At 69.1% G+C, this 12840-nt stretch carries 8 protein-coding genes and 2 pseudogenes; 2 read left to right on the top strand and 8 right to left on the bottom strand.

The genetic code is table 11. The annotated features are described in order from the left end of the window. Window positions 1-255 precede the first annotated feature (255 nt). Window positions 256-444, top strand: a pseudogene (locus ACFYXB_RS18095) (chlorite dismutase family protein); the annotation flags it as partial. Between the two features lie 622 nt (window positions 445-1066). On the opposite strand, the gene ACFYXB_RS18090 reads toward ACFYXB_RS18095, so the two are convergent. From ACFYXB_RS18090 to ACFYXB_RS18065, 6 genes are all read right to left on the bottom strand, one after another. After that, complete coding sequence (locus ACFYXB_RS18090) at window positions 1067-2350, bottom strand: aspartate kinase (protein ID WP_389583169.1); 1284 nt, start codon at window positions 2348-2350, stop codon at window positions 1067-1069. Between the two features lie 15 nt (window positions 2351-2365). Continuing rightward, entirely contained in the window at window positions 2366-3802 is a 1437-nt protein-coding gene (locus ACFYXB_RS18085) for an aspartate aminotransferase family protein (protein WP_389583166.1), read from the bottom strand. Beyond that, window positions 3744-7913: a Pls/PosA family non-ribosomal peptide synthetase gene (locus ACFYXB_RS18080; RefSeq protein WP_389583163.1), complete on the bottom strand. Its 4170-nt coding sequence runs from the start codon at window positions 7911-7913 to the stop codon at window positions 3744-3746. Before ACFYXB_RS18080 ends, ACFYXB_RS18085 begins: the two co-directional genes overlap by 59 nt. Window positions 7914-8132: 219 nt before the next feature. Beyond that, window positions 8133-9455, bottom strand: a complete 1323-nt coding sequence (locus tag ACFYXB_RS18075) for an ATP-binding protein (protein WP_389583161.1) — start codon at window positions 9453-9455, stop codon at window positions 8133-8135. 1 nt (window position 9456) lies between these two features. Further along, window positions 9457-10266, bottom strand: coding sequence for a response regulator transcription factor (locus tag ACFYXB_RS18070; RefSeq protein ID WP_389583158.1), 810 nt, complete (start codon window positions 10264-10266; stop codon window positions 9457-9459). 341 nt (window positions 10267-10607) lie between these two features. After that, window positions 10608-10775 carry a hypothetical protein gene (locus ACFYXB_RS18065; protein ID WP_389583155.1) on the bottom strand — a complete coding sequence of 56 codons (168 nt, stop codon included), beginning with the start codon at window positions 10773-10775 and terminating at the stop codon, window positions 10608-10610. Between ACFYXB_RS18065 and ACFYXB_RS18060 the strand changes: the two are divergent. Continuing rightward, window positions 10753-11058: pseudogene (locus tag ACFYXB_RS18060) on the top strand (hypothetical protein); the annotation flags it as partial. The gene ACFYXB_RS18065 and the pseudogene ACFYXB_RS18060 sit on opposite strands and share 23 nt — an antisense overlap. A gap of 23 nt (window positions 11059-11081) precedes the next feature. On the opposite strand, the gene ACFYXB_RS18055 reads toward ACFYXB_RS18060, so the two are convergent. Beyond that, window positions 11082-12260: an acyl-CoA dehydrogenase family protein gene (locus tag ACFYXB_RS18055; RefSeq protein ID WP_389583152.1), complete on the bottom strand. Its 1179-nt coding sequence runs from the start codon at window positions 12258-12260 to the stop codon at window positions 11082-11084. Window positions 12261-12357: 97 nt separating this feature from the next. Further along, window positions 12358-12732 (bottom strand): ferredoxin, encoded by a 375-nt coding sequence (locus ACFYXB_RS18050; protein WP_389583149.1) that lies wholly within the window; start codon window positions 12730-12732, stop codon window positions 12358-12360. Window positions 12733-12840: the final 108 nt, after the last annotated feature.

Genomic DNA, 12840 nt, shown 5'->3' with positions numbered 1-12840 from the left:
CGTCCTCGCCCCGCTCGTTCCTCGCGGGGCTCCGGGCGCTCCAACTGGACCCCTCCCAGGCGGCGGTCCCACAGATACACCGCGAGGAAGCCCTCACAAGGAAAACGCCCCGGCATCCCATCGAGAGGCCGCAGGCGGTGGCCGTCTACGCCCCTTGACAGGCCCGGCCCTCATGGGTGCGGTGATGCCAACAACCATCAGCGGGCTTCAACGCGAAGGAGGCAAGATGGATGGCACATTGGTACAGATTTCTGCACCGTGCCCTCCTTCGCGCTCGGCGACCACGAGTGGCTACCGGCCTTCGAGGCAGATGAGCCGTACCGCATCGTCGACCTCATGCGCCATCTGCGCAGCTCCGACGCCCGGCTGCACGTCCGCGAGGAGGTCCCGTTCTACACCGGCCGCCGCAAGCCGGTCGCGGAGCTCATCGCCGGTCCAGCCTGAGCCGAAGCCACCTGGGAGGGGGCTGTCCAGCTTCTCGGCTCTGACGCCAAGGTGACGGCCGCACCGAGCCCTGAAGCAAGCCGCATCGCTCCGCCCACTCCCCCAACCGATCAACGAACCAACACAGATCAGGCACCTGGAGGTACGCCGACGAGACCGACTCGGCGGAACGCTCCACGAGTACCAACATGCCGCGTGACCAGGCCGGATGATTTATCGGCACCCGCAGACTCGGTCGCCGGGCTCCAGCGCTTCCTTCGAGGTGGTCTGAGTCAACTGCTCGACGAGTCAGGGGTACTGGGCGCCCTTCGGGTCCTGGAAGGGGTCGGAGCACCGCAGGCTGTCGTGCGAGTTTGTCGGTGGCATCACGGGCGTCAACGTCTACAACGTCTGGGCCGAGCACCGAGCGCGCGCCGAAGGTCCCTCGGCCGACGTCGTTGCGCAGGACTGCGCGGCGCATGGCGCCCAGTGTGACAAGCCGATCACCTCTGCCCGGACAACTGAGCGGACCGCCGTACTCCTCCTGATCAAAGCCCAACAACTCGGCCGCGCAGGCTGGACGATCCGCGCATCGTGCGCCACGTCGCGAGGAACATCGATGGGTGCACCTGTGGCCGTTGACTCACGGTTGCAGGGCGAGGGGGACGCCCACCCTTGGAATCGGTGGTGAGAGAGGCGGACAGACGGGCCCGGCGACGAACGCGCTGTGCAGTGCGCGAACGGCGTCGAACAGGCGGGACGGAGGGCACAGGAGCGAGATCCGCGTGTCCGTCACGGTGATGGGCGTGTAGGGCACGCCGATCTGGGTCAGCGTCCTGCGCAGCATGGCGGCAATTCCAGGGCAACCGGACAGGCCCGACCCGACGAGCGAGGCCGTGGCGGCCTGGCTGTCGCACATGATGTGCTCGTATCCGATCTTTGTGCGATGTGTACGCAGTGCGCACAGTCCGGTGTCCGTGGCGGTCCGCGGCAGGGCCAAGGTGATGTCGGCGCGCCGTCCGTCCGATGCCGGCGCGGTGCGGAGCTCGGCGGCATGGATGCCAGCGGCGGCCATGGCCTCGCGGACTGCCTGGGCCGCTGCGATCGGCTCGGGGACGCCTGGCAGGGTGACTGTCGCGACGCATGGGTCGTGGGTGACCGAGATGACCGGCGGGCGGTGTGCCGTGATGCCGGGCTCGCCGGACACGACGGTCCCGGGACGGTCGTGGTAGGAGGACCGGACGTGGAGAGTCACCGCGTGCCTACCGGCGTAGTCCACACTGGGCAGTGCCAGAACCTTCGCGCCGCCGGCGGCCATCTCCCGCATCTGCTGATGAGTGAGGTGGTCCAAGAGCTCGGCTTCCGGTACGACTTTCGGGTCGGCGGTGTACACCCCGCTGACGTCGGTGTAGATCTCGCAGATATCGGCCTCGAGCGCGGCGGCCAGTGCGACCGCGGTGGTGTCGGATCCGCCGCGGCCGACCGTGGTCACTTCGGCGTTCTCGCGGCTCAGCCCCTGGAACCCGGCGACCAGCGGGATGACACCGCGATCGAGGGCGCGCCGGATCCGGTACGGCTGGACGTCGATGATGTCGGCCTCGCCGTGCGCCGGGGACGTCATCACGCCGGCCTGCCAGCCGGTGAAGGAGCACGCCCCGGCACCGAGCGCTTGAATGGCCATCGCGGTCAGCGCGTTGGAGGCCTGCTCGCCCGTCGCCAGCAGAGCGTCCAGTTCGCGCGGGGGCGGGTCGGCGGCGATGTCCCTCGCACGCCGCAGGAGTTCATCTGTGGTGCCGCCCATGGCGGACATCACCACCACGACGTCCTGACCCTGGGTGCGGGCCGCTACGACGCGTCGGGCGACGCCCTTGATCCTCTCGATGGTCGGTATCGAGGACCCACCGTATTTCTGGATGATGAGAGCCACGGCTTCCGGGCCTCCTCAGTTGTGCGATCCGTCATCGAGGGGAGAGGCGCCGGGCGTGGTCCGATCGGATCCGGCGAGCGCTTGTGAGCTGCTCACGTGGATGGCGTCCAAGAGGATCGCGCAGGCTGTGTCGATCACATCCGCGGTGACATTGAGCGGGGGCAGGATGCGGATGACGGCGTCCTCGCGCCCGCCGCGTTCGACGATGAGGCCGTGCCGCAGTGCGTGGGCCTGTACGGCTGCCGCGAGCTGGGCGGCGGGTCGGCCGCTGCCGGGATGGGCGAGCTCGATGCCCCACATCAGGCCGCGCCCTCGCACGTCACGGACCCAGGGGTTGGAGAGGAGTTCGGCGAGCCTGCTCGCGACCTGCTCGCCCCTGCGTCGTACGTTCCCCAGGACGTCGTCCCGCCGGATGATGCGGATGGTCTCGACGCCGGCGGCGAAGGCCAACTGGTTGCCGCGGAAGGTGCCGATATGGGCACCGGGGGCCCAGGTGTCCAGCACGCTGTTGTACAGCAGGATCGCGGCCGGGATGCCGATGCCGGTCAGGGCCTTGGACACCACGATCACGTCCGGCTCGATGCCGTACTGTTCGAAGGCGAACCAGGTTCCCGTGCGCCCACAGCCGGTCTGCACCTCGTCGACGATCAGGGGAACGCCCAGGGCGCGCGTGAGTTCCCGTACGCGCCGCAGAAATTCGGGATGCGCGATGACCACGCCGCCTTCACCCTGCACCACCTCCAGGATCACCGCCGCGGGCAACGGAATCCCACCGAGCCCGTCGGTGAGGGCGCGGTTCAGATACTCGGCGCATTCTGCCGGGCCGCTGTCACAGGCCGGACCCGCGGGGTAAGGGCCGAGGGAGCCGTAGGGGAAGAAGTGGACGCCGGGCATGCCGTCGGGGACGGGAGCCTTCTGGGACACCAGCCCGCTGACAGCCATGGCCGCGTGCGTGCTGCCGTGGAACCCTCCGTGGAAGGCGATGACACCGCCGCGGCCGGTGGCCGTCTTGCAAAGCTTGATCGCGGCCTCCACGGCGTTGGCCCCGGTCGGCCCACAGAAGTGCACCTTCATCCTCGTGCGCAGGCCGGGCGCCAGCATGGACAGCTGGGCCTGGGTGAAGGCGTCCTTGACCGGTGTGGGGAAGTCCAGGCCGTGACTGAGACAGTCAAGTTGCTGGGCCACGCTCCGGACGACCTCAGGGTGGCTGTGCCCCAGCGAGAGCACGCCGGCGCCGGCGAGGAAGTCGATGAAGACGTTCCCGTCGACATCCTGGACAAAGCTTCCCCACCCCTTGGCGAGTGCGACGGGCAGACTACGGGGGTAGGTGCGGGCCCGTGACTCCCACTGTTCCTGGCGCGCCAGCAGCGCCGCGGAGCGGGGACCGGGCAGGTCACCGGTGACGTGCGGCCGTACCGACCGGGGCGTTCCGGTGTGCGGTGACGATGTCATGGGGTGCCTCATTCGCATGCTGGGGGACGCGAACAGGGCCGGGGCTGCCGGCTGGTCCGCGGTCGTGGCGGGGTGCGGCGGGGATGCCCCGCCAGCGGGTGCCGTCGGGCAGACGCTCGCCCTTCATCACCAGGGACAGCGCGTCCAGGGATGCGTCGGCTCCGACCCTCGCGTGGTAGAGCACGACGGAACGGATGCCGACCGAGCTGCCCGCGCCGACCGTGACCCGGTCCATCTTCATCACCCGGTCCTCGAACAAGTGGGTCTGCAACGAGGTGAACTCTCCGACGGCGGCGTCGTCGCCCACGTGGACCAGGTCGAACTCGGTCATGAAAGTGGTGGTCAGCCAGACCCGCCGTCCGATGTCGGCACCGAACAGACGCATGATCACGGCCATCCAGGGCGTACCGGTGAGGAGATTCACCAGCACCGGCACCACGAGGTTCTCGTACAGGCCGGTGACCAGCTCCGTGCGCCGCACCCAGACGCTCCACAACGGCTCGACGCGCGGCCGGTACCGGCCGACGACCGACCACTTGACCGCCACGGCGGCGAGGGTGCATCCGAGGGCGGCTCCTAGGAACAGCGCGGGGCCGAGCAGCATCACCACGGCGGGTGAAAGGTTCCTGACCAGGTGCAGCGCGGCGAACAGAACGCCGAGGACACTCAAGGCGCTGATGGTCGCCGGGAGAGTGACGCGGAAGTACTCGATGGCCAGACGCGCGGCGATCAGACCTCTGGTCGGTGCGTAGGTCAGCTTCGAGGGGAAGTCCTGGCTGGCCTCCCGGCGGGGCAGGAAGATCGCCGGGGAGCCCAGCCAGGTGGTTTCCGGATCGGCCGGCCTGGCCGGCGCCAGCGAATGGACGCCGAGGAGGCTGTTGTCTCCGAGGCGGCACGAACCCGGCACGAGCGCGCCGTTTCCGACGAAGCTCCGCTGTCCGATCTCCGCGGGCGCCAGGGCGGTTCGGCCCCGGTGGAAGACCGCCGGCCCCACGACGCTGGCATCCGCAAGGAAGCTGCCGTCGCCGACGACGAGCATGTCGGGGTCGACGAAGTTCACGGTCGCCACCTCGGCCCACCGTCCCGTCCGCGCGCCCGTGGCACGCAGGAACGGGACGAGATACAGCGTCGAGTACAACGCCTGGGTCGCGGTCAGACTGATGATCATCAGGCCGTCGCTGACCCACTTGCGGAGCCCGAAACCACCGCGCTCCCGATGGATCCCGGCGTGTGCCACCGGCATCACGAGGCGCTTGACCACCAAGACGAACGCACAGGTGGCCAAGGGGACCAGTGCTCCGGCCACCGCAGCCGATGCAACGGCCGGTCCGAAGCCGTACCGCCATGCGGAGTACTCGACCAACGCCGAGGCGCATCCGAAGATCAGCACCGGCGCCAGCACGAGCATCAGCGCGCCCGCGACGTGCCCGGCGAGTACCCAAGGCGGCCACGGCCGGTCGTCGGCCTGGCCCTCCATGTCCCGGAGCAGCGCCGGCGCGGCCTCCTGACGGGTCACCGGGGCGCCGGCCCAGTGCTCACCCGGCGGCACGACGTGGTCCTCGGGCACGAGCGACTGCTCGCCGACACTGGCGCCGTCACCGATCACGGCGCCGGGCAGTACCACACTGTTGGTGCCGACGAAGCACTCCGAGCCGATCCGGACCGTCCCCAACCGCAGCCAGCCGGCCTCGACCACGTAGGTCTGCAGCCGGGCCCCGTAACCGATGCTCGTCCCCTCGCCGATCTCGAGCAGGCTGGGAGGTGCGAGAACCGCCTGAAGGTGGCAGTTCCGGCCGACACGAGCGCCGAGCAGCCGCAAGCACGGAGCAAGCAGCGGGGAACCGGCCAGCAGCCGTAGCGGTGTTAGCGCGAGCACCTTGCTCTGCAGCCAGAAGCGCCAATACGTGACACCCCACAGGGGATAGCGCCCAGGGCGCACGCCGGCCAGCAGCAGTCGGCTCACCGGCAACGGCAGCACGAACAGGGTGATCGCCAGCCACCCCGCCTCCAGCAACGTGAACGTCGAGACCGGCATCTGGACGAGGTGGCCCAAAAGTCCGGCTGTGGAGGTCGGCTGCAGGACGTGCCACGAACGGAACAACCGATAGAGCAGCACGACCATGGCGAGGCTGGGGAGGAACAACCACAGGTACAGTCCGGTGATCTGTGCCGCACCGCAGGCCATCACCCGGAACGTGGAGTGGTGGAGGGGAGCCGGGGCAGCCTCCGAGGCGGCTCGCTCGGCTGTCGGCTCCGTGGCGCGGGCCGTCTCCACGAAGGAAGCCAGGCTCTCGAGGGTGGGGTGGTCGTACAGATCTCTCATGGCCACCTGCTGGAGCTGCGGGTCCAGCCGCATCCGAGAGATCAGACGGGCGGCGGTCATGGAGTGACCCCCCAGATCACAGAAGAAGTCGTGCTCCAGGGAGACCTCGCGGCAATCGAGAACCTCAGCCCACAACGCGGCCAGCCGCCGCTGCAGCGGTGTCACAGGGTTGATGCGCGGTCGCGAGTGCCGGGCGAGCGGCGGCGAGACCGGGGCCGGCAGCGCCGCACGGTCGACCTTGTCCGCGGCCAGCAGGGGGAACGCAGAAAGGACCTCGACGAAGGCGGGGACCATGTAGCCGGGGAGTCTGCGCTGCAACCGTGCACGCAGACGCTCGCGCAGGTCCTCTTCGGACACGGCGTCCGACGTGTCGTCGAGGGTGATGTAGCCGACGAGATTCTCTGCGCTGCCTTGGCGCTCCAGCGGGGTGACGACGGCGTTCTCGACTGCCTCGTCCTCGCGCAGTACCTCCTCGATCTCGGCGAGTTCGATGCGGTAGCCGCGGATCTTCACCTGGGTGTCGACGCGGCCCAGATATTCGAGCTCGCCGGTCGTGGTGCGGCGGCCGCGATCTCCCGTGCGGTAGATCCGGGGGGCTTCCGCGCGATCCCTCGTGATCGGATTGGGGATGAACCGTTCCGCGGTGAGGTCGGGGCGGTTGACATAACCGATGGCCACGCCGGGGCCGCCGATGCAGATCTCTCCGGGCTCCCCCTCGGGGACCGCGTGCAGTGCCTCGTCGAGGAGGTAGACCCGATACGTGGGCAGTGGGGTGCCGATGGTCACGGGCCGGTGCGGGTCCGGCTCACTGCAGGTGGCGGTGACCGTGGTCTCGGTCGGACCGTAGGCATTGAGGATGCGCAAGTCCGGGCGCCACCAGCGGTTCACCAGGTCGGCGGGGCAGGCTTCTCCGCTCAGGAGCAGGGTGCGCAGATGGGGCAGGTCCGGTTCGAGAGTGGTGAGCAGGGTGGGCACGCAGCACAGCACTGTGATCTCGTGCTCGGTCAGGAAAGAGCCGAGGTCGGGCCCGGCGATCCGGCCCCCAGCCGACCCCGCCACCAGCGTGGCTCCCGCGATCCACGCAGGCCAGATCTCCTCGAGCGCGAAGTCGAAGGCGATCGACAGGCCCTGGTAGACCCGATCCTCGCAGTCGATGCGGTAGATCGGGGTGACCACCCGCAGGAAGTTGACCACGCTCGCATGGGAGACGGCTACTCCTTTCGGGCGGCCGGTCGTACCCGAGGTGTAGACGACGTAGCACGCCGACGATGAGTCGACCCCGACACCCGGTCTGGTGTCCGGTAGCGCGGCCAACTGGTCCCCCGCGTGATCGAGGTCCAGAACAGCGCAGGGCACACGCCCGGTGCGGTCGGCGAAGGCCGACGCCGTCACGAGTTCTCGCAGCGCCGAGTCCCGCGCGATGAACTCCAGGCGGTCGGCCGGGAAAGCCGGATCGAGCGGCACATAGGTCGCTCCGGACTTGATCACCGCGAGAAGTGCCATGTAGATGTCCATCGACCGGTCCAGCAGAATGCCGACCCGGTCGCCCGGCGCCACCCCACGCGCCAGGAGGAACCGGCACAGACGATTCGCCCGCCGGTCGAGCTCCGAGTAGCTGACACGCTCCGCGCCGCACACCACGGCCGTGCTCGACGGGTTCGCGTCACAGGCGCGCTCGAAGCACTGGCTCAGGAGCCGAACACGGGACCATGCACGGTCACTGCCCGACGGACTCTTAGCAGCAGTGCCGACCCCGTCAACCAGGGAGAGTTCCGCCTGTTCTGTCATCGCCACCGTCTCCTAGCACAGCAAATTCGTGGCTTGCTGCCCGACGACCGGTCGGCGGCGCCCAGTCGGTCCGGGTTCCATCGACAATCACCACGTTAAGAAGAACGGGGTTAGCGTCCGCTGCGCGGAAGGCTAGGCAGCGGTTAAGGCTTGAACGGCTGCCGACTGCACCCGAATGGCGGCGGCGTACGCAGGTCTTACCGTGCAGTGCCGCTCCCGTCACTCCTTCGGAGTATGGTCGGGACGGGATCCGAGGGCTTCAGGGCCTGTCGTCGCGGCGATGAGCCAGGTGAAGCAGGGACGCGGGGCCCGACGGGAGACGAACAACCGTCCCCCCTCGGCCTCCACCAGTGAACGGGCCAGCGTCAGCCCGATGCCGTGCTCCTCTCCTGCGGGACGGCGGGCGAAGACGTCCTGATCCTCGGGCAGGCCCGGCCCCTGATCCTCGACATCGACGGCAAGCACCCCGTTGGCATCCCTGGCCCGTACGGTCACCGCTCCCCGGCCATGGGTCGCTGCGTTGGCCAGGAGCACATCGAGCACCTGGCGAGCGGCTTGCCGCGAGCCGACCGCGGCAGGCAAGTCGTCCTCGACGACGACCTGCAGCGAGCGGCCCGCCGCCTCCAGGTCGCCCCGCCACCTCCTTCGGGTCTCCGCAAGCAGGGCAGCGACGTCGAGCGGAGCCCGTTCCGGTACGTCTCGCGCCAGGGCCAGCAAGTCGTCAATGGTGGTCGTCATGCGGTCCAGTGACTCCAGCGCCGCCCGTATTGCGGCGCGCGGGTCGAAGGGTGAGCCGGCGGCGAGTTCGCTCTCCAGTTCCAGGCGTGTGCGGGCGAGCGCCGTCCGCAGCTGATGAGATGCATCGGCGCTGAACGCACGCTCCCGCTGCAAGAGCCGGTCGAGTCGCTCAGCGGCACGATTCAGAGCGGTTCCGACCTCATCGGCCTCCGGCAGCCCACACGGCGCAGCCCGTGCGGTCAGATCGCCGTTCTCAAAGCGGCGCGCGGTGGCCGCCAGCGCCTCCAACGGCTGGGCCAGACGTCTGCTGGACCGCAGCGACACCAGAGCCGCCGCTGCGACCGCTACCGCTGCCAGCCCGCCCATACCCAGCCATGTGAGCACGGCCCGGTGCGATGGCCACGTGGCCGTGCGGCTGACCCGGACTGCCCCCCGCACCCGCTCCGCAGAACCCACCGGCACCGCCACGACGAGTCTCCCGCCCGTCTGGCCGGACTGCACAGAGCCCCTCAGCGCCGCTCGCACCAGAGCGTCACCGGCATCCGGCCCCGAACCGGTGACCAAGTGAGCGGCGGTGTCGTACACCGCGAGTTGCGTGCCGGGCCCCACGCGCGGCAACTCCCGAGGATTGAAATCCGGTACGAACGTCGGAGCGGTGAGCGCGGTACGGTTGGCGATCCGCTCCAGTTCGCCGATCTCGTCCTGCCGGTACAGGCGCAGCACCGCCACCGCCAGCGGGACGGCGAACAACAGCACGGCACACACCACCGCCACGACCGTGGCGCGCAGGATCCGACTGCGCACCTCAGCTCTCCGGTGGGACTTCGAGGCGGTAGCCGAAGTGCCGCAGCGTCGTGATGTGCACCAGGTCGCCCAGCTTGCGCCGCAACGCCGCGACATGCACATCGAGAGTCTTGGTCGAGCCGAACCAGTTCTCGTCCCAGACCCGGCTCATCAGTTCCTCTCGGCTCACCGCCTGCCCCGGCGAGGCGGCCAACACCGTCAGCAGGTCGAATTCCTTCGGCCGCAATTCCACCTCACCCTTCGGCGTCAGACAGCGCCGCGCCGCGCGGTCGATCACCAACTCGCCATGTGTGATGCGTGCCTCCGCCACTCCGCTTCCGTCCGCGGCGCGCCGCAGGTGCGCTGTGACACGGGCCTGCAGTTCGGCCAGCCGGAACGGCTTGGTCAGATAGTCATCCGCACCCGACTCCAGTGCCTGGATGACGTCCATCTCGTCGGTCCGGGCGGTCAGCACCACCACTACCGCGCCGGGCAAGCGGTCCCGCAGCCGCTGACACAGTTCAAAGCCGTCCACGTCCGGTAGCCCCAGGTCCAGCAGCACCAGATCGACGGCGCCTCCGGTGGTCCTGGTCAGCGCGGACTTGCCGTCCTGACACCACTCGGTGTCATGGCCGAGGGTCCGCAGCAAGGCCGCGAGTTTGGGTCCGATGGCGGCGTCGTCCTCCACGATCACGATCCGTGCCACGTCCATCACGCTAACCAGACAGCCGTCCACCCACCACTTGCGAAACCACTGTTTCTCGCTTCGACGGCACCCTCGGCTGCCCTTCCGAAATCCTGTGCCGTTCAGAAACTCATCGCGGCCGGTCAATCAGAAACTCATCGCGGCCGGTCAAGCGGCATACCCGTACTCGTTGATCAGCCCGCCCGGGACGCGGGTGCGTGGGAGCAGCCGCGCGGTACGCAGATCGGTACACAGCATGGCCGGGTTGTCGGCAAGTGGAGGTCGTTGCCCCCAGCCTGGTGGGGGCGATGGCCGTTGTAGTGGCAGGCGTAGACGTCGAGGACGCTCGTCATTCGGCCGGTCCACGACACAGCACACCGGCTCGGCTGGTCCAACTGGCCACGCCGCCACCAATCCCGCGCCCAGGCCAGTCACTACAGCCGACAAGCCGCGAATCAGGCATGAAGATCACAGTCTATGGCTGAGTACTAGCGGCCCTCGATCAGGGCCGCCAGGCCGTCCAGTACCCGGCGCAGGCCGAACTCGTAGGCGTGCGCCGGGCTGTACGCGCCACCGTGGGCTTCGCCCGCCGCCGCGCCCACCCGGGCGGCGGTCGGGCAGCGCTCGGGGTGCCATCGAGGCTGCGGTGGGCCCATCCGGCTCGTACTCGCACGCGAGTGAGGCGGAAGGCTATGGCGCCTCGCAGACGCGTGCACGGCCTGCGCCGCCGCCACGTCGCAAGCGTCCGTCGTTCCCGACACGTTCATCAACGCTGCGACAGCGCCGTCAGCACCTGCGGACACCTGTCGAAATCACCGCAGCCCTGGAGGCCTGGACAGACAGACCCGGGTACGCGAGATGCTCAACTACCTCGCCTCCGTACTGCCGGCTGAGCCCGGACCTGCCGCCCGACTGGTCGCCCTGCAATGCGCCTTGCGTACAAAACTCGGTCATAGGCGCCGTTACCGCCGCACCCGTGGCATCCCCAGCCCGATCCACGAGATGATCTCGCGCTGGATCTCGTTGTTGCCGCCGCCGAAGGTGAAGATCACCGCCGAGCGGTAGCCGCGTTCCAGTTCGCCGTGGAGGACCGCGCCCGCCGAACCCTCCTTGAGCGGGCCCGCGGCGGCGACGATCTCCATCAGCCAGCCGTAGGCGTCCCGGCGGGCCTCGGAGCCGTACACCTTGACGGCGGAGGCGTCCTGCGGGGTGAGCGTGCCCTCCTGGACGGCGCTGACCATCTGCCAGTTGAGGAGCTTCAGCGCGTCCAGTCGGGTGTGGGTCTGGGCGAGGCGGCGGCGCACCCAGGGCAGGTCGGCCACTCGGCGGCCGTCGGCGAGCTTGGTCTCCATCGCCCAGCGCTGGACGTCGTGCAGGGCACGAATGGCCATGGTGCCGTGCGCGGCGAGGGTGACGCGTTCGTGGTTGAGCTGGTTGGTGATCAGCCGCCAGCCCTGGTTCTCGGCGCCGACGCGGCGGGAGACGGGCACGCGCACGTTCTCGTAGTAACTGGCCGTCGTGTCGTGCGAGGCGAGGGTGGTGATGAGCGTGCAGGAGTAGCCGGGGTCGGAGGTCGGCACCAGGAGCATGGTGATGCCCTTGTGGGGAGGGGCGTCCGGGTCGGTACGGACCGCCAACCACACCCAGTCCGCGGTGTCGCCGTTGGTGGTCCAGATCTTCTGCCCGTTGACGACGTACGTGTCCCCGTCCCGTACGGCGCGCGTCTTCAGGGACGCCAGGTCCGTGCCCGCGTCGGGCTCGCTGTAGCCGATCGCGAAGTCGATCTCGCCGGAGAGGATCCGTGGCAGGAAGTACGCCTTCTGTTCCTCGGTGCCGAACCGCATGATCGTCGGGCCGACCGTGTTCAGGGCCATCAGCGGCAGCGGTACGCCGGCCTGCGCGGCCTCGTCGAAGAAGATGAACTGCTCCATCGCCGTCAGACCGCGCCCGCCGTACTCCTTGGGCCAGCCGACGCCCAGCCGGCCATCCGTGCCGAGCCGCCGCACGGTGTCGCGGTAGAACCGCTTCTGGGCGGCCGCGTCGGCGTACCGGGCGTAGGCGTTGTCCGGTACCAACTCGGCGAAGTAGGCGCGCAGTTCGGTGCGCAGCCGCTGCTGCTCGGGCGTGTGGTCGAGGTGCACGGCGCCTCCAGGCTCCCGATTCCCGGTCCTGACGGCGCACACCGTAGAACGTGTTACAGAAATTGGGAATGGCGCGCCGTGGGAAAGTCGTCGGAAGTCAGTCGAGCGACGCGAGGAAGTCGTCACAGGCCCGCGCGCAGGACCGGCAGATCGCCAGGACCTCGTCGGCGCCGGGCCGACCGCCGTAGGCCCGGGCGCAGTCGAGGCAGACCGTACGACACCACTCCAGTTGGACGCGGACACCGGACTCGTCCTGGCAGTTCTGCTCGGACAGCAGCCGGCACGTCACGTCGCACACCTCGGCGCACATGATCCCCTGCCGACGCACCCGCTCCTGTCCCTCACCGCCCTCCGGATCCAGGAGACTCGCCCGCAGCACGCACACGCGGGCACACTCGGCGCACGCCTGCGCGCAGGCGAAGCGGTCCTCCAGGAACCGGTAGAGGTCCTGCTGGGAGGTCGTCGAGGCCACGGGGGCCGAGTAGCCGGGTGCACGCGGATCAAACCCGGTTCGGGGGTAGCATGTTGTCGACCGGCGGTCACGGAAAGTGTCCGGTTCGCCCCGTTCTGGGTGGGGTAT

Origin of the sequence: Streptomyces sp. NPDC002619 (assembly GCF_042889305.1) — a bacterium.
In the GTDB taxonomy this organism is placed as follows: domain Bacteria; phylum Actinomycetota; class Actinomycetes; order Streptomycetales; family Streptomycetaceae; genus Streptomyces.
The sequence above is the reverse complement of the archived record's forward strand: the minus strand, read 5'-3'. Positions and strand labels throughout refer to the sequence as shown.

What these genes read in the sequence shown, in the direction of transcription:
- ACFYXB_RS18065 (WP_389583155.1), bottom strand. Translation starts at nt 10,775, where the DNA reads ATGGGCCCACCGCAGCCTCGATGGCACCCCGAGCGCTGCCCGACCGCC.
- ACFYXB_RS18085 (WP_389583166.1), bottom strand. Translation starts at nt 3,802, where the DNA reads ATGACATCGTCACCGCACACCGGAACGCCCCGGTCGGTACGGCCGCAC.
- ACFYXB_RS18080 (WP_389583163.1), bottom strand. Translation starts at nt 7,913, where the DNA reads ATGACAGAACAGGCGGAACTCTCCCTGGTTGACGGGGTCGGCACTGCT.